Source organism: Bacillota bacterium, assembly GCA_029961055.1.
In the GTDB taxonomy this organism is placed as follows: domain Bacteria; phylum Bacillota; class Sulfobacillia; order JAIMAT01; family JAIMAT01; genus JAIMAT01.
The window spans coordinates 37,198-60,605 of sequence record JASBVM010000002.1 but is presented as its reverse complement, the minus strand read 5'-3'; the positions used below and the strand labels follow the sequence as shown (position 1 = coordinate 60,605).

General features: G+C 74.3%; 19 protein-coding genes and 1 other RNA gene. 8 read left to right on the top strand and 12 right to left on the bottom strand.

Going from position 1 to position 23,408, the window contains the following annotated elements; all coding sequences use genetic code 11:
- Positions 1-96: 96 nt before the first annotated feature.
- Together QJR14_00910 and QJR14_00905 are read left to right on the top strand one after the other, a co-directional pair.
- Positions 97-3,138: a PD-(D/E)XK nuclease family protein gene (locus tag QJR14_00910; protein MDI3316186.1), complete on the top strand. Its 3,042-nt coding sequence runs from the start codon at positions 97-99 to the stop codon at positions 3,136-3,138.
- A gap of 13 nt (positions 3,139-3,151) precedes the next feature.
- A complete protein-coding gene (locus QJR14_00905; protein ID MDI3316185.1) occupies positions 3,152-6,736 on the top strand; it encodes a UvrD-helicase domain-containing protein in 3,585 nt (1,194 codons plus the stop codon).
- Between the two features lie 59 nt (positions 6,737-6,795).
- Here the strand turns inward: QJR14_00905 and QJR14_00900 are convergent, their stop codons facing one another.
- The gene (locus QJR14_00900) at positions 6,796-7,287 is read right to left on the bottom strand and encodes a phosphatidylglycerophosphatase A (GenBank protein ID MDI3316184.1); all 492 of its coding nucleotides are present in this window, start codon (positions 7,285-7,287) and stop codon (positions 6,796-6,798) included.
- Between the two features lie 200 nt (positions 7,288-7,487).
- On the opposite strand from QJR14_00900, the gene QJR14_00895 reads away from it, so the two are divergent.
- Positions 7,488-7,778 carry a hypothetical protein gene (locus QJR14_00895; protein ID MDI3316183.1) on the top strand — a complete coding sequence of 97 codons (291 nt, stop codon included), beginning with the start codon at positions 7,488-7,490 and terminating at the stop codon, positions 7,776-7,778.
- 106 nt (positions 7,779-7,884) lie between these two features.
- On the opposite strand, the gene rnpB is transcribed toward QJR14_00895, so the two are convergent.
- Positions 7,885-8,249, bottom strand: an RNA gene (gene rnpB, locus QJR14_00890) — RNase P RNA component class A.
- Between the two features lie 141 nt (positions 8,250-8,390).
- Here rnpB and QJR14_00885 point away from each other — a divergent pair.
- From QJR14_00885 to QJR14_00875, 3 genes are read left to right on the top strand one after another with little or no spacing between them, the layout of a single operon-like run.
- A complete protein-coding gene (locus tag QJR14_00885) occupies positions 8,391-8,591 on the top strand; it encodes a hypothetical protein (protein MDI3316182.1) in 201 nt (66 codons plus the stop codon).
- 31 nt (positions 8,592-8,622) lie between these two features.
- Positions 8,623-9,912 carry a radical SAM protein gene (locus QJR14_00880; GenBank protein ID MDI3316181.1) on the top strand — a complete coding sequence of 430 codons (1,290 nt, stop codon included), beginning with the start codon at positions 8,623-8,625 and terminating at the stop codon, positions 9,910-9,912.
- Between the two features lie 51 nt (positions 9,913-9,963).
- Positions 9,964-10,971, top strand: coding sequence for a patatin-like phospholipase family protein (locus tag QJR14_00875; protein ID MDI3316180.1), 1,008 nt, complete (start codon positions 9,964-9,966; stop codon positions 10,969-10,971).
- Here QJR14_00875 and QJR14_00870 read toward each other — a convergent pair.
- From QJR14_00870 to QJR14_00825, 10 genes are all read right to left on the bottom strand, one after another.
- Positions 10,937-11,632, bottom strand: coding sequence for a class I SAM-dependent methyltransferase (locus QJR14_00870; GenBank protein ID MDI3316179.1), 696 nt, complete (start codon positions 11,630-11,632; stop codon positions 10,937-10,939). The genes QJR14_00875 and QJR14_00870 overlap by 35 nt on opposite strands.
- A 66-nt stretch (positions 11,633-11,698) precedes the next feature.
- On the bottom strand, positions 11,699-12,916 hold the full coding sequence (locus tag QJR14_00865; GenBank protein ID MDI3316178.1) for a class I SAM-dependent rRNA methyltransferase: 1,218 nt from the start codon (positions 12,914-12,916) through the stop codon (positions 11,699-11,701).
- A gap of 3 nt (positions 12,917-12,919) precedes the next feature.
- Positions 12,920-13,903 carry an HD domain-containing phosphohydrolase gene (locus tag QJR14_00860; protein MDI3316177.1) on the bottom strand — a complete coding sequence of 328 codons (984 nt, stop codon included), beginning with the start codon at positions 13,901-13,903 and terminating at the stop codon, positions 12,920-12,922.
- A 45-nt stretch (positions 13,904-13,948) separates the two neighbouring features.
- A complete protein-coding gene (locus tag QJR14_00855) occupies positions 13,949-14,797 on the bottom strand; it encodes a protein-glutamate O-methyltransferase CheR (protein ID MDI3316176.1) in 849 nt (282 codons plus the stop codon).
- A 2-nt stretch (positions 14,798-14,799) separates the two neighbouring features.
- A complete protein-coding gene (locus tag QJR14_00850) occupies positions 14,800-15,921 on the bottom strand; it encodes a chemotaxis response regulator protein-glutamate methylesterase (GenBank protein MDI3316175.1) in 1,122 nt (373 codons plus the stop codon).
- On the bottom strand, positions 15,918-16,280 hold the full coding sequence (locus QJR14_00845) for a response regulator (protein MDI3316174.1): 363 nt from the start codon (positions 16,278-16,280) through the stop codon (positions 15,918-15,920). Before QJR14_00845 ends, QJR14_00850 begins: the two co-directional genes overlap by 4 nt.
- Positions 16,277-16,861, bottom strand: coding sequence for a hypothetical protein (locus QJR14_00840; protein MDI3316173.1), 585 nt, complete (start codon positions 16,859-16,861; stop codon positions 16,277-16,279). Before QJR14_00840 ends, QJR14_00845 begins: the two co-directional genes overlap by 4 nt.
- Positions 16,858-18,834, bottom strand: coding sequence for a chemotaxis protein CheA (locus tag QJR14_00835; GenBank protein MDI3316172.1), 1,977 nt, complete (start codon positions 18,832-18,834; stop codon positions 16,858-16,860). The genes QJR14_00840 and QJR14_00835 overlap by 4 nt, the downstream gene beginning before the upstream one ends.
- Before the next feature lie 3 nt (positions 18,835-18,837).
- Positions 18,838-19,335, bottom strand: a complete 498-nt coding sequence (locus QJR14_00830; protein MDI3316171.1) for a chemotaxis protein CheW — start codon at positions 19,333-19,335, stop codon at positions 18,838-18,840.
- Positions 19,332-20,831: a methyl-accepting chemotaxis protein gene (locus QJR14_00825; GenBank protein ID MDI3316170.1), complete on the bottom strand. Its 1,500-nt coding sequence runs from the start codon at positions 20,829-20,831 to the stop codon at positions 19,332-19,334. The genes QJR14_00830 and QJR14_00825 overlap by 4 nt, the downstream gene beginning before the upstream one ends.
- Before the next feature lie 263 nt (positions 20,832-21,094).
- Here QJR14_00825 and QJR14_00820 point away from each other — a divergent pair, with 263 nt between their 5' ends.
- On the top strand, positions 21,095-21,277 hold the full coding sequence (locus QJR14_00820; protein ID MDI3316169.1) for a hypothetical protein: 183 nt from the start codon (positions 21,095-21,097) through the stop codon (positions 21,275-21,277).
- 208 nt (positions 21,278-21,485) lie between these two features.
- Positions 21,486-23,393, top strand: coding sequence for a protein prkA (locus QJR14_00815; protein MDI3316168.1), 1,908 nt, complete (start codon positions 21,486-21,488; stop codon positions 23,391-23,393).
- The last annotated feature ends 15 nt before the right edge of the window (positions 23,394-23,408 follow it).

Sequence of the window (23,408 nt, the reverse complement as noted above, 5' to 3'; positions counted from 1 at the left end):
CCGGTCGCCCCCCGTCCATGGACCGATGGTAACACCCGCGACAAGAGGGTGTTCCCCGTCCCGGAGCGAAGGGTGGACCGGAGGTGTGGCCTGCCCGTGAACTGGCACTTTCAGGCCACCCTGGAACCCCGTCGGCGGCAGCGGGCCGTGGAGGAGCTGTGCGACCGGATGGAGGCCGCCGCCCCGGAGGGCGACTGGCTCTGGCTCGTGGCCACCGCCACGCTGCGCCGGGAGGTGGAGCGAGGGTGGGCGCGGCGGCCGGCCCTCTTCCTGCGCGGGAGGGTGGTGACGCTCCACCAGTGGGCGGAGGAGGAGCTGGCCCTGCGGGGCAGGCCCCTGCGACCGCTGGGGGAGGCAGCGCGGGCCTGGCTGGTCGGCCGGCTGGTCCGCGAGCTGGAGGCGGAGGGCCGGGCCGGGCCGCTGGCGGGCCGTGGCGAGCGCTCCCGCCTGGCGGTCGCCCTGGCCGGCCTCCTCCTCGAGCTGGAGGAGGCGGCGGTGGAGCCGGAGGAACTGGAGGGGCTGCTCCGCCGCGTCGGGGCGGAGGTCGAGCGGGAGGCGGCGGGAAGGGCCCCGCTTCCTCCCGAGGTGCTCGCCCTCCTCTATGCCCGTTATCGCCGCGAGGCGGCCGCCGGCGGCTTCCGCGACGGCGCGGCCGAATACCTTCTCCTCGCCCGGGCGGCGCGGGAGCGCGGGCGACCGGCGGCGCGGGAGCGCGGGCGACCGGCGCCGCGGCACCTGGTGCTCGACGGTTTCCACGACCTGACGCCGGCCCAGGCGGAAGCCCTGGCCGCCGTCCTGGGCGAGGGGGCGGAGCGACCGGAGGAAGCCTTCCTGCTCTGGTGCGGCGATCCCGCGGACGAGGCCGACCTCGCGGCGCTGGAGAGCTTCCGGCCGCTGGCGGAGGCGGGAGCGGGCTCCTTCGCTGCCGCCGAACCGGCCGCGCCGCCCTCGTGGCGCCTCCTGCACCCCCTCGACCGCCGCCAGGAAGTGGCCGAAGCCCTCGCCTGGACCGTCTCCGGCCGCGAGACGCTGCTGGTGGCGCGGAACCCCGACCTCTACGGCGACGAGCTGCTCCGCGCCTGCCGCGCCTCGGGCCTGCCGCTGCCCGAGCGCCAGGAGCGGCTCGACCTGACGCCCTCCGGGCAGGCGCTCCTCGGCCTCGGCCGGGCGCGCTGGGCACCCGGCGCCCCGGTCGCGGCCGCGCTCCTCCGGAGCGGCCTCTGGTCGCCGCCGGGCGAACCCGCCCTTCTCCTGGCCGCGCTGGCGGCCACCGGCGAGGCGCTGGACGGCGACTGGGAGGGGCGGCTGGAACGGCGTGCCGAGACGGCCGAGGCCGATCCCGAGCTGCGCCTGCTTCCGTGGACGGAGCTGCTGGAGGGCTGGCGGCAGCTGCGCGGTCGCCTCGCCGGCGCGCTGCCCGAGGAGGGCCGCCCGGCTGAGCTCCTGGCCGCCTTGCTGGCGCTGGCGGAGGAGCTGGGGGCGCCCGGCCGGCTGGCGGCCCCTGTGCCGGAGGAGGCGGCGGAGCGCCGCCGGGAGTGGGAGGCGCTGCGGGCGCTCCAGGCCGAGCTGGAACGGGTGCAGGGGGCGGAGAGGGTCGACGGGCCGCGCTTCCTGGAGCGGCTGGGGCAGGCGCTCGCCCTGGAGCGGGTGGTGCGGCCGGCCGAGCCGGGCGCGCCGCGCCTCCTCCACCCTTCGGAGCTGCGCGGGCTCCTGGCGCCCCACGTCCTTCTCCTGGGCCTGCACGAGGGCGGCTGGCCCCAGGCGTACCACCCCGACGGCCTCCTGGGCGAGGCGGTGCGCGCCCGGCTCCGACGCCACGGGCTCCGCCTGGAGAGCCGCGAGAGCCTGCGGCGCAGGGAGCGCTTCCTGTTCCGGCTGGCGACCGCGGCGGGCGAGGAGGTCAGCCTCAGCCTGCCCCGCTTCGAGGGGAAGGATCTCCTGGAGCCCTCGAGCCTCCTGCCCGCGGAGGGGACGGAGCGGGGCGGGGTGGCGGGCGGCGGCGCCTCCCACGCGCCCGGGCCCCTCCCCTTCCCCTCCCCCTTCCAGGCGGTGGTGGCCCGCGGCCTGGGTCCGGGGGAAGCCTCCGTGGCGCGGCGCCGGGCGGCCGAGAGGGGTCGCCGCTCGGCCCGCCTGGACCTCTGGCAGGGGCTGCTCGACGGGGACCCGAGGCTGGCCGGCTACCTGGGCGCGCGCCACGCCGGCGGCGCCCACCTGGACGTGACCGCCGTCAACAGTTTCCTGGTCTGCCCGTTCCAATACCTGGTGCTCCACGAGTGGCGGCTCCGGAGCCTCCCCGAGCCGGACCAGGCCTTCACCCCCCTGGAGGAAGGAAACCTGCTCCACCGGCTCCTCGCCGCCACGCTCCGGCCCCGGCTGGGCCAGCCCCTCTCCGCGCTCTCGGACGGGGCGGTACGGGAGGAGGCCGAGCGGCGGGCGGAGGAGCTCCTGGACGAGTGGGAGCGGCGCGCGCTCCCGCCCCCCGCCGTCCTCGCCGGAGCCCGGCAGACGCTCCGGCGGCGACTGCGCGACTGGCTGCAGGCGGAGGCGGAGCGGGCCCGGCGGGGCTACGACCTGGTGCCGGAGGCGGTGGAGGTGGACCTGGAACTCCGCTTCCCGGGGCCGGACGGATCGACCTGGCAGCTGCCGGGGCGCGCGGACCGGGTGGACGCGGCGGACGGCCGGGTGGTCATCTACGACTACAAGCGCTCCCAGCGCGACGTGAGGCGGGCGCTGGAGCTGGAGGACGTCCAGCTGGCCGCCTACGCCCTGGCCTGGCAGCAGCGCGAGCGCGGCGCCACCGTCCTGGGCGCCGCCTGGTACAACCTGCGCGACCTGGATCTGCGCCACGGCCTCTGGCGCGAGGAGGCGGCGCCCCTGGTCGACCTGGGCCAGACCAGGCCGGGCTACCTCGAGCCGGCCGCCTGGCAGGAGCTGATGGACCGGCTGCCGGAGCGGCTGGCCTACGTGGGCGGGGAGATCCAGGCCGGTCGTTTCCCGGTCCTGCCCGCCCGGGACTGCCCCCCCGACTGCGCGGCCAGGGAGGTCTGCCGGGTGGAGCCGGCCCGGCTGCAGGCGAAGCGGCGCTGGTGGGAGGCGCGAGGGGAGGTGGCGGCCGCTGGGCCTGCAGTGGACGGATGAGCAGCGCGCGGCGGTGGAGGCCTCCGGGAGCCTCGTCATCAGCGCCGCGGCCGGGTCGGGGAAGACGGCGGTGCTGGTGGCTCGCTTCCTCCGGCTCCTGGAGGAAGGGCTGGAGCCCGAGGAGGTGGCCGCCGTCACCTTCACCGAGCGGGCCGGCGCCGAGCTCCGCCTCCGTCTCCGCCAGGAGCTGCAGAGCCGGGGCGACGCGCGTGCGCGCCGCTGGCTGGAACGCCTGGGGGAGCAGGCCTGGGTGGGGACCATCCACAGCCTGGCCGCCCGCCTGCTCCGGCAGGCGCCCCTGGAAGCCGGCCTGGTTCCCGGCTTCCGGGTGCTGGAAGAGGACGATGCGCGCATCCTGATGCGGGCGGTGGCCGCCCGCGCCCTGCACGAGACGGCGGCCGCCGACGCCGAAGCCGCCGCCGTGCTGGCCGAGCTGGCGCCCGAGCGCGCGCGGCGCTGGCTTCTCGATGCGCTGGAGCAGCTCCGCCGCGAGGGCGCAGCCCCGGAGGAGGTGGCGGAGCGGACGGCGAGCACCCTGGAGGCGCGGCGCCGGCTCCTGCCGGGAGCGGTGGCGCGGCTCCGGCAGGCGATGGAGCGGCTGCTGCGGATCCCCCGGGAGGGGATCGCCCCGGCCACACGCCGGCGCCTGGGGGAGCTGGAGGCGCTCCAGCCCTGCCTGGAGGATCTGGGCGATGGGCTCGAGGCGCTGGCGCCCGAGGCGGAGGAGGTGCTGGCGAAGATCCGGTCACAGACCGGCGGTGCCCTGGCCAGGGCGGTCCAACCGGCCATGGCGGAGCTCCGCTCCGCGGTGGAGGAGCTTCAGGGCCTGGTGGGGGATCTCCACTGGCGCGCCCGGGCGCCCGGCTTCCTGCGCCTCCTGGAGGCGGTGGCGGGCGCCTACGCGCGGGAGAAGGAGGCGCGCGAGGCGGTCGACTTCGACGACCTCATCCACCGGGCGCGCCAGCTCCTGGAACGGCGGGCGGCGCGGGGAGAGCGACCGCCCTTCCGCGCCCTCCTGGTGGACGAGTTCCAGGATACCGACGGGCTCCAGTGGTCGCTCTTCCGCCTGCTGGTGGGATGGCCCGGACAGGGCCGGCTCTACCTGGTGGGCGACCCGAAGCAGTCCATCTACCGCTTCCGCGGTGCCGACGTCGGCCTCTTCGCCGCGGCCTCCGGCGAGATGGAGGTCCACGGCGGCCGCCGCCTGACGCTGCCGCACAACTTCCGCAGCGAACCGAGGCTGATCGCCTTCGTCAACCACCTCTTCCGCCGCCTCCTCCCCGACCGGGGCGAGGTCGTCTTCGAGCCCAGCCGGCCGGGCCGGGGCCGCGACGAGGCCGGGGAGGAGTCCCACCAGGCGCCCCGGGTCCGCCTCACCCTCCTGGAGCCGCCGCCCGAGCCGGTGACCCAGCAGGAGCGGAGCCGCCGGGAGGCGGAGCTGGGGGTCGACGCCATCCGCCGGGTGGTCGCGGCGGGCCGGCCGCTGGTGCCCGATCCGGACCTTCCTCCCGGCGGCAGCCCCGCCCGGCGCCCGCCCCGCTACGGCGACTTCGCCGTCCTGGCGAGCGCCCTGGACGACCTCCTCCCCTGGCAGGAGGCGCTCCGCCGGGCCGGCCTCCCCTTCGTGGTCGGAGCCGGCCGCGGCTACTTCCGCCGCGAGGAGGTGCGCGACCTGCTCCAGCTGATCCGCTGGCTGCGCGCGCCCGGCGACGAGCTCGCCCTGGCCGGCCTCCTCCGCTCGCCCTTCTTCGCCGTCAGCGACCCCGGCCTCACCTGGCTGGTCCGCGCCCGCGACCGCCTGCGCCAGGAGGCGGAGCCCGCGGCGACGATCTGGACCGCGTTGGAGCGCGGAGGCGTCCTGCGCGACCCTGGCCTGAGCGGCGGCGACCGCCAGGGCCTGCTCGAGGCCCAGCGGCTTCTCGGGCAGTGGCTCCGCAGGCTCCCCCGGCGCCCGCTCTCGGCCCTGCTGGAGGAGGCGCTGGTGGAGTCGGGGTACCTCGCGGCCCTGGCGGGCTTTCCCGACCGCGAACGGCGCTTCGCCAACCTGGAGAGGTTCCTCGTCCGCGTGGCCGGCCTCGAGCGGCGCGGCCTGGTCACCCCCGACGAGGTGGCCGAGGAGCTGAGAGCCCTGCTCGATCTCGACCGCGAGGGCGAGCCGGCGCCTCAGGTGGAGGAGGAGGACGCCGTCCACCTGCTCACGGTCCACGCGGCCAAGGGCCTCGAGTTCCCCTGGGTGATCCTGCCCCGGCTCGAGCGCTCCTTCCTGGGAAAGAGCGATCCCCGACCGCTCTTCCGGCGGGAGCTGGGCCTGGTGGTGCCGGTGGAGGGCGCCCAGGCCCCGCGCTCGCTCTACGACCGGCTCAAGGAAGAGGACCGGCGGGCCGACGTGGAGGAGCGGAAGCGGCTCCTCTACGTGGCGCTCACCCGCGCCCGCGAGTACGTCTGGCTGAGCGCCGCGCCCTCGCGGAACGGGTCCACGCCCCACGTCTCGCGCGCCCCGGAGGAGATGCGGAGCTGGCTGGACTGGGTCTGGTGGGCGCTGGAGCCGGACGGCGGGGGGTCGCTTCCTCCCGAGCGGGTTCTGGAGGATCCGGAGAGCGGGGAGACCGTCCCCGTCCGGGTGGAGCAGCTGGAGGCCGGTGCCCTGCCGGAGCGGCCGGAGGAAGAGGCGGTACCCGGTCCCGCGGCTCCGGCCGCCGCACCCGCCGCCGCTCCCGCCTGGTCGGCGCCGCCGCCGGCGCCGGAGCGGCCCGAGGCCGGCCTGCCGCTGCCCGTCACCGCTCTCAACGACTGGCGGCGCTGCCCGCGCCTCTTCTACTACCTCCACGTCCGCCACTGGCCCGAGCCCCGGCCGGCCGGGGCGACGCCCGGCACGGCACCGGCCGGTGACGGTGTCGGCCGGACGGAGGAGGCGGCCGGGCTCTCCGCCGGGGAGCGCGGCAGCCTCACCCACGCCGTGTTGGAGGAGCTGCCGGAGGTCGACGGCGGGCGGGGCGAGGCCGGCGGGCCGGAGGATGCGGACGGCTGGCTGGTTCGGCGGATCCGCCGCCGGGCCGCCCTGCTGGGGTACGAGGAGGAGCGGGTCGAGAGGTCGCTTCCTCGACTGGTGGCGCAGCTGCGGCGGTATCTCTCCTCCCCCGTCTGGTCCGAGCAGCTGGAGGCGGCCCGCGCCGGGCGCCTCTGGCGCGAGCTGCCGCTGGCCGGCGAGGTGGACGGCTGGCTGCTCAGCGGGCGCCTCGACCGCGCCTGGCTGGACGCCGAAGGCCGTCTGGTCATCGTCGACTTCAAGACCGATCGGGTCGGTCCTGGCCAGGGCGCCGGCGCGGCCGAGCGCTACCTCCTCCAGGCGGCCGCCTACGCGCGCCTGGCGCCGCCCGCCTTCCAGGCGCCCCTGGCGCGGGTGGAGCTGGACTGGCTGGCGACGGGCGAGCGGACGGTGCTGCCGGCCGGATCGGCCGGGCTCTCCCGGGCCGGGGAGGCGTTGCGGGAGGCGCTGGCCCGGCTGGCCGAGGCGCGCACGGCCGACGACTACCCGGGAGAACCGGCGGCCTGCCCTGCCTGCACCTTCCGCGCCGTCTGCCCGGTGGCCTCCCGGTAGACCCACCGCGCAGGGCGAGCGCACCGGACGGCGGGGCGGCGCGACAGACCGGGCAGGCGTCAGGCAGGTTCGGGTGGCAGCATGTCGCCGTCGCGGGCCGCATGGGCGATGCGGGCTGCGGCCGCGGCCGCCAGCGCGGCGACCAGGTCGTCCAGGAAGGTGTTGACATGGCCGTCCTCACGGTCGATGCGCCCGATCACGCCCGGCTTGGTCTTGTCGAGAAAGCCGAAGTTGGTCAGGCCGATGGAGCCGTAGACATTGGTGATGGAGAGCGCCAGCACCTCGTCGATGCCATAGAGGGCGTCGTCCCGGCGGAGCATGTCGCCCAGGGGCGGGTCCAGCAGGCCCCGCTCGGCCAGCTCGTCCAGGGCGATCCCGGTGAAGATGGCATTCTGAACCTCCCGCTTGTCCAGGACGCGCTCGACGCTCTCCCGGCACTCCTCCAGGGTGAGACCGGGGACATACTTCTTCTGGAGCTCGAAGACCAGCTCGGCGATGGCTCCCAGCGCGACCCCGCGCCGTGCCAGCCAGGCCTCGGCCAGCGCCCGCATGGCGGCTCCGTCCAGTCTCTCCTCCGGCCGGATCATGCGGCCACCCCCCTTCCCCGCCGGCTCATTGTACCGCCCCGGGTGCCGGCGGTCCGCGGCCGGGCGCCAACGGTGGCGCCCGGAGGGGCGGAGGCGCGGTAAAGTGAGACGGGGTGACGGCTGGAAGAGGTCCCGGCGGCGTGCCGGAGCCCCGGGCCAGGGAGGTGTCCACGATGCACGGCGTGCCGAGTCGTTCCACCCAGCGTTTCCTCGGCGACACGGGGAGCCGCCTTGTTCACGATCTTCTTCGCGAGACGCCCGATTGCGGAGCTCTGGAGGTCCTTCGCCAGGGGAAGGCCGTCGGCTTCATCCCGGACAGCCTGCAGGCCGCCCTGGACGAGAAGTTCCGGCCGTGCCCCCACTGCCTGCCGGAGGCGGCCGCCCCCGCCGGCGGCGAGGGCGAGCGACCCGACGGGGCGGCCGTCCGCGGCGAGGTCGGAGCGGTCCAAGACTGACGGCGAAAACGGAACCATGGGACAAAGGGAGCCCGACGCCGTCCTCCCCGTCCTCCGGGGACGGAGGCCGACCCGGGGAGGCCGGACCGCCCCGCAGGACGTGAGGCGGGCGAGTTGCCCGTAAGCCGAGTTCTGTCGCGGACGGTCATCCATCTGGGGCGCCGGTCGCCCGGCGCCTCGAGCGGCCAACCCGGGAGGTCCGCGGGCCGCATCATCCCTCCCCTATTCGGCCTTGCAGCGGGTGGGGTTTGCCATGACGGGCCGGTCGCCCAAGCCCCGGTGCGCTCTTGCCGCACCCTTTCACCCTTGCCCGCGGCGGATCCGGCGATCCGTCCCCGCCGCGTCGGCGGTCTTCTCTCTGTGGCACTTTCCTTGAGGTCGCCCTCACCGGGTGTTACCCGGCACCCTGCCCTGTGCTGCTCGGACTTTCCTCACGCGCGAAGCCGCGCGCGCGACCGTCTGGGCAACTCGCCACCCTATGTTCCCCCGCCGCTTCGGTCCCGTCAACGGCAGATGGCGCCGCGGCCACCAGCCTGTGGCCGCGGTGGCGGGTTGGCCGGGTTATCATGGAAACCGGGTGAGTTCCCCCGGAGGTGAGGCGCGCTGAACGGCGTGTTCATCCACAATGCCTACTGCGAGCCGGAGACCGTCTTGATGCTCCTCAAGCGGCGCGGCGAGGTGGTCGACCTGCGTGACCTGGGCGGCGGCGAGTTCACCCTCGTCTACGACGTCGACGGGGTGCGCAGGACGGTCCGCTTCGACGCCGACCTCAACGTACTGGAGGAGGAGGAAGCCCGCGCGCCGGCCCGCTGAGAGCCGGCCCCCTTTCGAGGCGGTGGGATCGATGGCGGAATGGACGTTCAGCATCAAACCGGACACGCTCACGCTCAGCCAGGAGCACCGGCGCATCGTCTCGTTCGATCGCGAAGGGCGATGGAGCACCATCTTCCTGGACGGCGTCACCTACCAGCGGGGGCTCTCGGGACAGGTGCTGCAGCGCTCCCTCCGCCCCGGGGCGGAGGGTCCCCGCAAGGAGTTGCGGCCGCTCGCTCCCGAGGAGCGGGCCCGCCTGGCCGAGACCACCGCGGAGCTGGCCCAGGAGGCGCTGCGGGAGCTGGAGGCGGGGGACGGCCTCGTCCGCTGGGAGCTCCCGCCGGTGGTGGCCCGTGCCCTGGAGGATGCCTCGATCCCCCCGGAGCGGCTGGCACAGCCCTGGCTCGAGCGGGCGCTCTCCTGGGACGGAGAGCGGCTCGAGGAGGACGCGGAGCGCTTCCTGGAGGTCTACCAGCCGATCACGATCCTGCCGCCCGACCAGTACCGCGCCATCTACCTGCAGGCGACCCACGGCTGCTCGTACAACAAGTGCGCCTTCTGCGACCTCTACCGCGACCGGCGTTTCGCGGTCAAGACGGTCGAGGAGTTTCGCCGGCACGTCGAGTCGGTCCGCGACTTCCTGGGGAAGACCGCGCTGGGCCGGCGGACGCTCTTCCTGGGCGACGGGAACGCGCTGATGGCCCCCACCGACCGGCTCCTCCGCTGGCTGGAGGTGGCGTCGGAGATCTTCCCGCTGGCCCCGGGCGGGAGCACGGCCGAGAGGCTCCGCTACGTGGAGTCGCACCCGGGCACCTACGAGGGGTTCTACGTCTTCCAGGACCTCTTCCACACCCGCGAGAAGTCGGTGGCGGAGCTGCAGGCGCTCGCCGGGCGCGGCCTCCGCCGCGTCTACCTCGGGCTTGAGACGGGGAGCGAGGCGCTGAGCCGCTTCCTGCACAAGCCGGGTCGCCCCTCCATGGCGCTCCAGGCGGTGACCAACCTGCACCGCGCCGGGCTGGCGGTCGGCATCATCCTCCTCCTCGGCGCGGGCGGCAGCGCCTACGACGAGGAGCACGTCCGCGCCACCGCCGACCTCCTCAACCAGATGGAGCTGGGACCCGACGACCTGGTCTACTACTCGCCCATCGTCGAGATCCCCGGCCTCCCCTACCAGAAGGCGATGGACGCCGAGGGCATCCGGCGTCTGGAGCCGTCGGAGCTGGAGCGGCAGCGCCAACGCCTGGACGAGGCCATCCGGGCGCCGCTCTGGCCGCGGGGGCCCCGCCGTTCGCTCTACGACATCCGCGAGTTCGTCTACTAGACGGGAGCGGCGCGGCGCGAAGCCCGCATAGCCTGGTGCCGGGGAATGGCGATGAACGAAGCGAGAGCCGACCCGGCATCGGGCCGGCGGCCCGGTCCCGGCGGAGGGGCTGCGTCCTTCGGCCTGGCGCTGGGAGCGGGCGGGCTGCGCGGCTTCGCCCATGTGGGCGTGCTCCGGGCCCTGCTCGAGGCGGGCCTTCGCCCGGCCGCGCTGGCCGGCTCCAGCGTCGGCGCGGTGGTGGCCGCCCTCTATGCCGCCGGCTGGACGCCGCAGGAGATGGAGGCGCTGGGGCGCTCCCTGGACGGCCGCCGCCTCTACGACCCGGTGGACCCCTTCCGCCTGGCGGCCGCGCTCCTGCGCGCGCTCCTCTCCTGGCTGGGACTTCCCCAGGGCTGGCTGCCCCCCTACCCGCTGGGGCTGATCCAGGGCCGCCGCCTCCAGCGGCAGCTGGAGCGCTGGATCGGCGAGCGCCGCTTCGAGGAGCTGAAGATCCCCCTGGCCGTGGTCGCCACCGACCTGACCCGCGGCCAGCGCGTCGTCTTCTCCACCGGCGCCCGCGCCCGTCTCCTGGCGGAGGCCGTCGAGAGAGCGCGCCAGGGGCCGGAGGTGACGGTGCCCGAGGCGGTCCGCGCCAGCACCGCCATCCCGGTGCTCTTCGCCCCCGTTCGCCTCGGGGATCGCTTCCTGGTGGACGGCGGGGTGCTGGACGCGGTGCCGGTGGACGTGGTCCGGGCCATGGGGGTCGAGGTGGCGGTGGGCGTCGACCTGGGGTTCGCCGATCGGCGGCGCCGGCCGCTCCGGAACGCGATCGAGGTCGGCCTCCAGTCCTTGGACCTGATGGGGGACGCCCTCACGCGGCTGACGGTCGACCGCTACGCGACCCTGGTGATCCGGCCGGAGGTGCGGGACGTCAGCCTGGTCGATTTCCGGGAAGCCCCCGAGCTGGTGGCGCGCGGCTACGAGGCGGGGCGGGCGGCGCTCCCGGCGCTCCGGCGGGCGCTGGAGGAGGCCTCCCCGGGACGGCCTACCGCCCGGCCAGCTCCGCCAGCATCTCGTTGAGACGCGCGGCCAGGCGCTCGAGCCCGTTCCGCCCGCCGGCGCCGGCTCCGGGAGCCTGGGCGGGGTGCGCGAGGCGCGCCTCGACCTCTTCCAGCCTGCGCCGCAGGAGGGGGATCAGGAGCGGCTCGCGGCGTTCCCAGAGCCGGGGACCGATCTCCATCACCAGCGCCTCCTGCGGCGGCTCCCGGCCCGGTTGCGCCCGGATCACCTCGTAGATCCGGTCGCCCTCGGCCACCAGCTCCTCGTCGGCCAGCCTGTAGCCGTGGGCGACCAGCCAGCGGCGAAGGCCGCCGGCCTGGCTCATCGGCTGGAAGATCCAGCAGAGGACGCTGGCGCGGACGTCGGGCTGGCGCTCCAGGATCTCCACGATCCGGTCGCCGCCCACCCCCGCGATCACCACCACCTCGGCCTCGCCCGGCGCCAGCGCCTCCAGGCCGTCACCCTGCCGGAGCTCCACCTGGTCGCCCAGCCCGAAGCTCTGGACGTTGTGCCGGGCCTGGTCCAGCGGCCCCCGGCGCAGCTCGACAGCGATGGCCCGCGGGGTGATCCCGGTGGAGACCAGGTAGATCGGCAGGAGCGCGTGGTCGGTGCCGACGTCGGCTACGACCCGCTCGGGGGGCACTTGCCGCGCGATGGCCAGGAGCCTCGGCGAGAGCTGCACGTCGCCTTCCCCTCTCCGCGGCGGGCGTCACCCGGATCACCCGGAGGCCCGCCCCGCACCCCAAGCCTACATGCGTTCCAGGATCCAGCACTTCAGGTAGTCCGAAGGCGGATGGCCCAGCCGGACCGGATGATCCGGCGAGGCGCCGCGCCGCTCCAGGATCCGGAAGCGCGCGCCCGCGTCGGCGGCGGCATCCACCAGCATCTGCTCGAACATCTCGGGCCGGACCGGTTGCGAGCAGCTGCAGGTGATCAGCAGGCCGCCCGGCTCCAGCAGGCGCATGGCCTGCCGGTTGATCTCCCTGTAGCCCCGGTAGGCGCCGTCGAGGTCGGCCGCCCGGCGGGCGAAGGCGGGGGGATCCAGGATGATCATCTGGTAGCGGGCGCCGGCCTGGACCTTCTCGCGCAGGACGTGGAAGACGTCCCCCTCCCGGAAGCGGACCCGCTGCGCCAGCCCGTTCCTCTCCGCGTGCACCCGCGCCAGCTCCAGGGCGGGCACCGAGGCGTCCCACGCCTCCACGCGCTCCGCCCCGCCCGCCGCCGCCTGCAAGGCGAAGCCGCCCGTGTGGGTGAAGAGGTCGAGCACGGTCCGGCCGGCGGCCAGCTCGCCGGCGCGGAGCCGGTTCTCGCGCTGGTCCAGGAACCAGCCGGTCTTCTGCCCACCCAGCACGTCGACGAGGAAGCGGACCCCTCCCTCCCGGATCCAGACTTCCTCGGGCAGCCGGCCGCGCAGGAGACCGGAGCGGGGGGCCAGGCCCTCGTGCCGGCGGACCTCCGCCTCGTCCCGCTCCACCACCGCCTCGGGCCGCAGCATCGTCTCCAGCTGGTCCAGGATCACCTCGCGGAAGGGCTCCAGCCCCGCCGCCAGGAAGCCGACCACCACCACCGGCCCGTAGCGGTCGACGATCAGGCCCGGGAGGCCGTCCGCCTCGGCGAAGACGACCCGGCAGGCCTCCGGATCGCCGAGCCGCTGCCGCCGGTAGCGCCAAGCCTCCTCCAGTCGCTCCCGGAACCAGGCCGCATCGATGCGGGCCATGGGATCCGGATCGAGCATCCGGACGGCCAGCTTGGAACGCGGGTTGTAGAAGCCGCAGCCGACCTCGCCGCCCCGCCTGGATTCGACCCGGACCACCTGGCCCGGGCGGATCTCGGGGTCCACCTCCACCACCTCGTCCCGGTAGACCCAGCCGCGCCCCTGCCGGACGGCCTGCGAAGCGGCGCCCGAGATCCGCACCAGCGGCCGGCCGCGCCTACCGCCGGCCTCCTGCGACCGGGGGGTCGCCATGCCTCACCTCCGCTCCTCCACGAAGCCTGCGATCAGCACGGTCCGCTGCCCCGGCTCGCCCAGGTCGAACGTCCGCTCGGGCAGCCCCTGCCACCGCCCATCCCTCCAGAGAATCTCCCGGACGACCGGCCGGGCGTGGACGCCCTGCGGCGCCCGGACCACGACACAGTGCCGGCCGTCCGCCAGGCGGACCAGGCTTCCCTCCGGATAGGGAACGACCAGGTCGGCGAAGGCGGACGCCGCCTCCACGTCCAGATCGTACCCGGCCGCCGCCAAGACGTACTCCACCGCCTCGTGCGGCGGCATGCCCACTCCCCGGGACGGATGCACGGCGTCGACGTACGTGTCCATCACGGCCAGGAGCCTCGCACCGGGGTCGATCGCCTCGCCCCGGAGCCCGCGCGGGAAGCCCGACCCGTCGACCCGCTCGTGGTGCTGGGCCACCGCCGCCCGCGTGCGCGCCGGCCAGGCCAGCGGCGGCTCCATCAGGCCCATCGCCACCTCCACGTGGCGCGGGTCGTCCGCCGGGTAACGGGCCAGGCCGACGTCATGGACGAGCGCCGCCAGAACCAGGTCGTCGCGGGCGCGGGCGCCCAGCCGGCCGAGGGCGAGTATCGCCGCGCCGGTGGCGGTGTGGAGCGCCCGCCGGGAGATCGGAGAGGCGGCGACGTCCGGGTCGGAGATCGCGATCCCGCGCTGGCCGCCGGCCAGCTCCTCGACGATCGCCCGCGCCAGGGAGGGCCCGGGCCCCAACGGCGCCGCGCGCCCTCCGGACCCGGCCAGCTCCTCCAGGTCGTGGAGCCAGTCGAGCACCTGCTGTTGCAGCTTGAGGCTGAGGGAGACATGAGGGCGCACGTCCTCGAGTCCCGGCGCCTCCACGTAGACGTGGCGGACGCCGTGGTCGCCCAGGCGCAGGGCGCCGGCCCGGTCCAGCGAGGCGCCGCGGGCGGCCAGGAGCCTCCCGCGCGCGTCATAGACAGGCTCCAACAGGGTGACAGGAGCCTCCACCTGGTCGATCGGCAGACGTAACAGTCAGACCCGCCTCCCTCGCCGGTCCAGCCCCAGCTTAGTCTCGCCCGCCTCGTACAGGAAGGGTCCCACCGGGCGCAGTCCATGCGCCGCCGCCCCGTTCAGGCTCTCGGTGCTGCCCAGCAGGAGCCACCCGTCCGGCTCCAGCGCCTCCGCCAGGCCCTTCAGGGCACGCTCCTTGCCCGCGGCCGTGAAGTAGATGAGGACGTTCCGGCAGAGGATCAGGTCGAAACGGCCGGGGGGAGGATCGACGAGCAGATCGTGATGCCGGACTCGGACGCGCTCCCGGATCTCCTGGCGCAGCCGCCACCGTCCCGGCGCGACGGGCTCCAGCCAGCGCCGCCGCCGCTCCGGGTCGAGGCCGGCCAGGCCCTCTTCCTCGTACTCGCCCGAGGCCGCCTGCGCCAGCGCCACGTCGTCCACGTCGGTGGCCAGGATCTCCGCCCGTTCCAGCATCCCTTCCTCCGCCAGAAGGATGGCCAGGGAGTATGGTTCCGGACCATTCGAGCAGCCGGCCGACCAGAGGGCGATCGACCGGCGCCGCCGGACCCGGGGCAGCCAGTGCCGCCGGAGGCGCTCGAACTGTTCGGGGTTGCGGAAGAACTCCGAGACGTGGATCGTCAGGAAGCTGACCACCTGCTGCCGGACCGCTTCCTCACGCTCCATGCGGCGCAACAGTTCGGCGAGGCCGTCCACGCCCAGGCGCGCCACCAGGCCGCGCAGCCGCCGTTCCAGCTGCTCGCGCCGGTAGGCGCTCAGGTCCTGGCCGGTCAGGCGCCGGTAGGCGCTGACGAAACCCCACCACTCGCTGTCGCCGAAGCTGCGCGTCGAGTCGTCCCGATCCAGACCCACCCTCACCTCTCGTTCCCCAGCATCTCGGCCACCGCGGCCGGGATCGCCTCCAGATCCAGGACCCGGTCGGCCAGCCCCGCCGTCACCACCGACCTGGGCATGCCGTAGACGACGCACGTCGCCTCCGACTGGGCGATGACGCGACCGCCCGCCGCCCGCACCGCCGCCGAGCCCCGGGTTCCGTCGGCGCCCATGCCGGTCAGGATGACGCTGACCAGGCCGGCTCCCCAGACGGCCGCGGCGCTTTCCAGCGTCGGGTCGACGCTGGGACGCACCCCGTGCTGGGGCGGGTCCTCGCCCAGGCGGACGCGGCGCCGAGGGGAGATGCGCAGGTGGTAACCGGCCGGCGCCACCAGCGCCTGCCGGGAGAGGACCGGTTCGTCTTCCTCCGCCTCCCGCACGGCGATGGGGGCGATGCGGTCGAGCCCGGCGGCCAGCGAACGGGTGAAGCCGCGCGGCATGTGCTGGACCAGGATGACGCCGGCGTCCAGCTCCGCCGGCCAGAGCGGCATCATCCGGTAGAGCGCCTGGGGACCGCCGGTGGAGGCGCCGATCACCACCACGCGTTCGGCCAGGCCTCCCGGCGCGAGCCGTCGTCGCGGCACCTGCGGGGCGGCGTCGGACCGCGCGGGGGCGGCGTGGGAGAGCCCGGCCGTGGCCGCCAGGAGGACCCGCCGGGTCAGCTGCTCGACCATGTTCCGGAAGCCGTCGGGCTCCAGCCCGTCGGGCTTGGCCACGAAGTCGATGGCACCCAGGCGGAGCGCCTCGACCGTCGCCTCGGCGCCGATCCGGGTCCGGCTGGAGAGCATCACCACGGGCAGCGGGTGCCGGCGCATCAGGTGCGCCAGCGCGGTCAGGCCGTCCATGCGCGGCATCTCGATGTCCAGCGTGAGGACGTCCGCGTCCGTGTCCGCCGCCCGCTCCAGCGCCTCGTCGCCGTCGCCCGCCTCGGCGACCACCCGGATCCGGCCGGTCGCCTCCAGGGCCCGGCGGACGCGGGCGCGGAAGAAACGGGAGTCGTCGACCAGGATCACCCGCACGGGACGGCGTCCCGCGCCGGCTCCCGTCTCCTGGCGGGGGGGCAAGGGCTCGCGGCGGCCGGCCTCTTCCGGGTCGGTCCTCATCGCGGGCTCCCCCAGCGCTCCACCGACTGGAGGAGCCGGTCCGGCTGAAAGGGTTTGACCAGGAAGTCCTTGGCGCCGATCTTGATCGCCTCCAGCACCGTCGCCTTCTGCGCCAGGGCGGTGCACATCACCACCCGCGCCCCCGGGTCCTCCGACAGGATCTGGCGGAGGGCGGAGAGACCGTCCATCTGGGGCATGGTGATGTCCAGGAGGACCAGGTCCGGCCGCTCCCTCTGGTAGAGCTCGACCGCCTCCCGCCCGTCGCCCGCCTCCAGCACCTCGTGTCCGTTCTCGCGCAGGAGCTTGGCCGTCCGCATGCGGACGAACTGCGAGTCGTCGACCACCAGCACCCGGCTCATCCGGCCTCACCCTCCAGCCGGGCCGGCTGGGGCAGGTACGCCAGGTGGGCCAGCACGCGCCGGCCCGCCGCCTCGAAGTGGGCCTGGCAGAGGATCCACGGCGGGCCACCGGCCTCGCCGTCCCCGTGCAGCGCCTCCTCCGCCCGCTTCAGCACCACCTCCAGCGGCGCCTCCACCACCGCCGGCACCGACGGGGCCGTCACGCTGCCCGCCTTCTCGCCCAGGACGTTGAGGAAGGAGGTGACGGTCACGTTCCCCACCTCCGCCAGCACCGAGCGCTCCATCTCGCCCAGCTCCTGCGGCGCCGCCTCCCCGGTGAGCGCCCCGATCAGCTCGCGGCAGGAGTCGGCCGAGAAGAGGAGCAGCGCCGTGCCGCCAGGGCCGCCGTCCACGTCGATGCAGACCGCGTCCACCGGATCCCCCCAGTGGCCCAGCGCCGTCCGGACCGCTTCCTCGTCGACGCGCCGGGCCGCCTCCGGGCGGCACTCCACCGGCTGTCCCAGCATGGCCGACAGCGCCGAGCCGGCCTGGCGCAGGCCCGCATCGACCGCGACCGCGAACTCGTCGATGCCCATGCTCATCCCTCCATCCGGGCCGCCAGCATGACCCCGCCCACGTCCAGGACCAGCGCCACACTGCCGTCGCCCAGCACCGCCGCTCCCGCCAACCCCCTCACCTCGTCCAGCCAGCGTCCCAGACCCTTGACCACCACTTCCTGCTCGCCCAGCAGGCGGTCGGCCGCCCAGACCTGGCGCCGCCCCTGGTGGTGGACGACGACGGCGGGCTGGGGCCCCTCCGCCTCCCAGCGCCACCCGCCCTCCAGCGCGACGCGAAGCGAGCCCAGGGGCAGCACCTGCTCCCGCCAGCGGAGGACCGCCTCGCCGCCCACCCGCTCCACCCGCTCCGGCCGGACCTCCACCACCTCGTCGATGGCGCCCAGGGGGATGGCGACGGGGATCGCGTCCACCTCCAGGAGCAGCGCGCGCAGGATCGCCACCGTCAGCGGCAGCTGGAGGACGAAGCGGGTGCCCTCACCGGGCTTCGACTCCACCTCCACCTGGCCGCCGATGCGCTCCACGTTCCGCCGAACCACGTCCATGCCGACGCCCCGGCCGGAGATCTCGGTCACCCGGCCGCTGGTGGAGAAGCCCGGCAGGAAGATCAGCTCCACCGCCTCGCGGTCGCTCACCTGGCGCGCCTGCTCCGCCGTCAGGAAGCCCTTCTCCACCGCCTTGCGCCGCAGCGCCGCAGGATCGATGCCCGCGCCGTCGTCGGAGACGGCGATGCGGATCGTGTTCTCCTCCCGCCAGGCGGCCAGTTCGATCCGCGCCCGCTGCGGCTTCCCCGCCCGCCGCCGCTCTTCCGGCGGCTCCACCCCGTGGTCGACGGCGTTCCGGAGCAGGTGGACCAGCGGATCGGCGATCCCCGTCGCCACGGAGCGGTCCAGTTCCGTGGCCTCGCCCTCCATGACGAAGTCGAACTCCTTGCCCGTGCTCCGCGCCAGCTCCCGCATCATGCGCGGGAAGCGGCGGAAGAGCGAGGAGAGCGGCTGCATCCGCGCCCGCGTCACGGTGGACTGGAGCTCCTCGCTCAGCCGCGCCAGGTGCTCCACCACCTCGTCCAGCGAGGTGTCGTCCCCGCCCGCCGCCAGCCGCCTGGCCGCCTCCCCCAGCCGGTTCCGGTCGACCACCAGCTCGCCGATCAGATTCATCAGCTGGTCGAGGAGGCCCACCTCCACCCGCAGCGTCTCGGCCGGCCCCTCCGGGGAGGCGACGCCCGCCACGGCCGCCCGCGGCGCCGCCTCGGGGCGCGGCGCGCGGGCGGGCTGCCGGCCAGGCGCGGGCGCAGCCGCACCCGGCCCCGCCACGACCGGCGCTGCGCCGCCCACCCGCTCCACCGCGACCACGTCGGGCACCGCCCGGATCTCCCGCAGAACCTCCTCGCTCTCCCCGCGGAAGCGGAGGCGGAGCCGCTCGAACTCCTGCCCGGCCTCGATGGCCGCCTCGTCCGGCTCCGAAGCCACCACGCGGCCGCCCGCGTCGCGCACCGCCTGGAGGACCTGGTAGGAGCGGACGGAGAGAAAGGGGCAGTCCCGGGCGAAGCGGATCTCGACCTCGGTCTCGTCAGGGGCTTCGCCGGTCGACGCCTCGCCGAGGAGGCCGACGGCCGCACCTCCGCTCGCCGCTGTCCCTTCCGTCTCCGCGGCGGGTGCGGCCGCTGCCAGGCCCAGCTCCGCCCGGATGGCATCCACCTCGACCAGCATGCGGTCGATCTCGTCCGGGCCGGGGGCCGCCGCCCCGTGCCGGAGCGGTTCCAGGCGGCTCTCCAGCGCATGGGCCCGGCCGGCCACCCCGTCCAGCCCGGCGGCACCCGCGTTCCCCTTCAACGTGTGCGCCGCCCGGAAGAGAGACTGCACCTGCTCGGGAGAGGGGGTCCCCCCCGCGAGGCCGACCAGCCCCTCCTCCAGGGCTTCGAGAAGCTCCTCCGCCTCCTCGAGGAAGAGGCGGCTCTCCTCCTCGCTCAGCCCCGGCAGCTGGAGGCCGCGGACGCCCATCGCCTAGGCCCCCGGCCGGGCGGCGCTCACGGCGGCGGAGCGCTGGTGCGCGTCCAGCACCCTCTCCAGCGCCAGGAAGATGATCAACCGGTCCTCCAGGCGCGCCACGCCGCGGAGGAAGGAGGCGTCCTCCCCGCGCACCAGCTCGCCCGGCGGATCGATCCGGTCCGCGGGGACCTGGAGCACCTCGCTCACGCCGTCCACCAGCATCCCGATCAACTCGTCGCCGTCCTCCACCACCACGATCCGGGAGAGGGGGCCCGGCTCGGCGGCGGCCAGCCCGAGGCGACGCCGGAGGTCGATCACCGGGATGATCCGTCCCCGCAAGTTGATGACGCCCAGCACGAAGGAGGGCGCCTGCGGCACCCGGGTGACGGGCTGGAAGGCGAGCACCTCGCGGACGCTGCCGATGTCGGCCCCGTACGCCTGCCCGTCCAGCTCGAGCACCACGACCTGCCGGCCCTCCGCAGCCCGGCCCGCCTCCGTCTCCGGCTGGCTCATGCGGCCTCCCCCTCCCTGCCCGCCCAGCGGTAGCGCCCCACGACACCCGTCAGCCGGCTCGCCAGCTGTTCCATCCGCGCCGTCATCCCCTCCGTCTCCTCCACAGCCTCGCCCGCGCGGGTGAGCAGGTCGCGGAGCGCGGCCACCCGCTCCACCGTCTCGTCGACCAGCCGGCCGGTCTGCTCCACCGCTTCCTGCACCTGCCGGCTGGAGGCGGCCATCTGCTCGGCCGCGGCCGCGTTCTCCTCGGCCACGCCGGCCACGCCCTCCATCGCCCGGACCGCCTGCTGGGCGTCGTCGTCGGCGCCCTGGGCCGAGCCGGCGATGGCGCCGATCGGCTCCTTCACCCGCTGCACCTGTTCGAAGATGCCCGCCAGCGTCTCCAGCGTCCGCTCGATCTCCGTCGAGCCGCTGTTCACCTGCTCGCTGCTGGCGCGCATGGCCGCCACCACGGCGTCGGTCTCGCTCCGCAGCGCCTCGACGCGCCGGGCGATGTCGCGGCTGGCCTCGCCACTCCGTTCCGCCAGGTGGCGGATCTCCGAGGCGACCACGGCGAAGCCGCGGCCGTGCTCGCCCGCCCGGGCGGCCTCGATGGCGGCGTTGAGCGCCAGCAGGTTGGTCTGGTCGGCGATCTCGGTGATGCTCTCCACGATCCGCCCGATCTCCTGCGAGGCGTTGCCCAGCGCTTCCACCCGCTCGGCGGTGGCCAGGACGGCCGCCCGCAGCGTCTCCATACCGGCATGGCTCGACTCCAGGTCGCTCCGCCCGCGCGCCGCATCGCTCGCGATCCGGCCGTAGGCGCGGTCCAGCTCGTCGGCGGCGTGGCGGATCTCGCTGACGCGGGCGGCCATGCGGTTGAGCAGCACGTGGAGTTCCTGGGTCCCGCGGGCCTGGTCCGCGGCGCCACCGGCCACCTGCTCGATGGCCTGCCGGAGCTCGGCCAGGGCGTGGCTCATCTGTTCGCCCGCCAGCCTCTGCGCCTCCGAGCCTCGGTCGACCGCCTCGAACCCCGCCAGGCCCTTCTGGAGGAGCTCGGCGATCGACCGGCCTCGCTCCGCCAGCCGGCGGGCATCCCCTCCCAGCTGCGAAGCGGTCTTGGCCAGGGCGGCCACCGCCTCGGCGAGACGGTCGGCCATGGCATTGAAACTGCCCGCCAGTCCGGCCAGCTCGGCGCTCCCGGCGCGGGGGCCGGTGACACGCACATCCAGGCGCCCCTGCTCTCCCAGCAGGGCGGCCGCCTGGGCCACCCGGCGGACGGGGTCGACCACCTCGCGGACGATCAGCCAGGCGCCGGCGAAGCCGACCAGGCAGACCAGGAGCGCCGCCGCCAGCCAGAGGTCGCCCAGCAGCTCCCAGGGACCGCCCGGCCGGGCGGCCGCCAGCTGGCGGGTGGTCCAGAGCCCGAGCCCGGAGCTGGCCAGCACGATCACCGCCATGGCGGCGGTGGCGCCCAGGATCTTTCCAGCCAGGCTGACGCGGAGAAGACGATGAAGCATGGCAGATCCCCTCGATTCGGGCTCGCTCTTCGGCTTCGGATGCGGCTGGAGCGGCGGGGCGATCTCCCGGGCGGTTCGCCCGTGGAGCCGAGACCGTTCCTCTGATACCATCGAAGCCCACCGCTGCCGGATTTAGGCGTGGAAAGCGAAGGCGGCCCCACAGAACGGCAGCGGAGGCCGCCGCCCCTCCGGCCGAGGGGGGTCCGCGCCCGGGGTTGCGGGTGTACACTGATCGGGAACGGTTCTCGCGGAGGTGCCACCCCTTGGGCAAGGTGCGCGACCTGAACGCTTACCGGCGCGAGCGCTGGCGCCGGCAGCGGAGCGAAGCCATCCGGAAGCGGGCTTTGCGCGTGATCCGCGGCGGTGGCGCCGGGCCGAGCTGGTGGCCGCTGGCCGTCCTCTTCGCGGGTCTGGGGCTCCTCTCCCTGCTTCTCGCAGCGCTCTAGGCACCCGGCTTCGGCACCCGGTCATCGCGCCAGGATTCTCGTCAACGATCCCTCTTTTTTCCCTGCTTTCCATTATGTTCAGCGTCAGCTTTGCCGAATTATGCTGATTCTGGGGCTCCTTAGACCGCCCGGAGCCCTATAATACTGAAGCACAACCGCTCTCCCCGCCGCCCTGCGGGGGCGGCCGGGGAACGGAGGTGCACCAGGCATGGACGATGTCTTCGAGTTGATCGACGAGTACCGTCGGTCCCATGCCGAGGAAGCGTGGAGCGGGACCTTCCGCGACTACCTGCCCATGGTCATCGAGAATCCCCGTCTTGCCCGTCGCGCCCACGAGCGGCTATGGGACATGATCCGCGAGCGCGGCTCGGAGGTCGACGAACAGACCGGGGTGGAACGGTACCGGTTCTTCGGCGACGATCTCTTCGGCGTGGACGAGGCGGTCGCCCAGGTGGTGGAGTACTTCAAGGCCGCCGCCATGGGCTCCGACGTCCGGCGCCGCATCCTCCTCCTGTACGGCCCGCCCTCCAGCGGGAAGTCCGAGCTGGTCATCCTCCTCAAGCGCGGGCTGGAGGAGTACTCCCGGACGGCCGAGGGCGCCATCTACGCCATCGCCGACTGCCCGCAGCACGAGGATCCGCTCCACCTGATCCCCCACCGGCTGCGACCGGAGTTCCGGCAGCGGTACGGCATCGACATCGAGGGCGAGCTCTGCCCCCGCTGCGCGCTGGAGCTGAAGGAGAGCTACGAGGGCGACATCTATCGCGTCCCGGTGCAGAGGATCTTCCTTTCGGAGAAGGACCGGGTCGGCATCGGCACCTTCGTCCCGTCGGATCCGAAGAGCCAGGACATCTCCGAGCTGGTGGGCTCGCTGGACCTGGCCCGGATCGGAGAGTACGGCGCCGAATCGGATCCGCGCGCCTACCGCTTCGACGGCGAGCTGAACATCGCCAACCGCGGGCTGATGGAGTTCATCGAGATGCTCAAGGCCGACCCGCGCTTCCTCTACGTCCTCCTGACCCTCGCCCAGGAGCGGAACATCAAGACCGGGCGCTTCCCGCTGATCTACGCGGACGAGTGCGTGGTCGCCCACACCAACGAGGTGGAGTACCAGCAGTTCCTGAGCGACGAGACCTCTCAGGCGCTCCGCGACCGCATGATCGCCGTCCGGTTCCCCTACAACCTGAAGCTCTCGGAGGAAGTGCGCATCTACCGGAAGCTCCTCTCCCAGTCCAACCTCCACGGCGTCCACATCGCCCCGCACACGCTCGAGGTGGCCTCCATGTTCGCCATCATGACGCGCCTGGAGGACTCGAACCGGCCCGGCCTCAGCCGCGTCAAGAAGATGCACCTCTACAACGGCGACGAGGTGGAGGGCTACAGCAGCCGGGACGTCAAGAAGATCCGGGCCGAGAGCGAGAACGAGGGGATGTTCGGGATCTCGCCCCGCTTCGTGATGAACCGCATCGCGGCCGCCTTCACGCGGCCGGGGGTCACCTGCGTCAACCCCATCGACATCCTCCTCTCGCTCAAGGAGGGCGTGGACGATCTGGCGGAGCTGGGCCGCGAGAAGCGGGAGGAGTACGAGCAGCTGATCGCCGACGCCCGCCGGGAGTACGACGAGATCGCGCGAACCGACGTGCAGAAGGCCTTCTTCGTCTCCTTCGAGGACGAGATCCGGACGCTCCTGGACAACTACCTGGACAACGTCGAGGCCTACCTGGAGCACGCGCGGATCAGCGACCCCATCACCGGCGAGGAGCGCGAGCCGGACGAGCGGCTGATGCGCTCCATCGAGGAGAAGGTGGCCGTCTCCGAGAGCGGCAAGGACGCCTTCCGCAACGAGATCATGCGCAAGGTGGCCATCGCCGACCGCCGGGGCGAGCGCTTCGACTACACCTCGCACGAGAAGCTGCGCACGGCTCTGGAGCGGCAGCTCTTCGACGAGCGGCGGGATACCATCCGCCTCACGGTCACCTCCCGCAACCCGGACGAGGAAGAGCTGAAGCGGATCAACCAGGTGGTGGACACACTCACCCAGCGCGAGGGGTACTGCGCCACCTGCGCCAACGAGCTCCTCAAGTACGTCTCCTCGCTGCTCTCGCGCGAGAAGTGAACCGCTTCGCGGGAG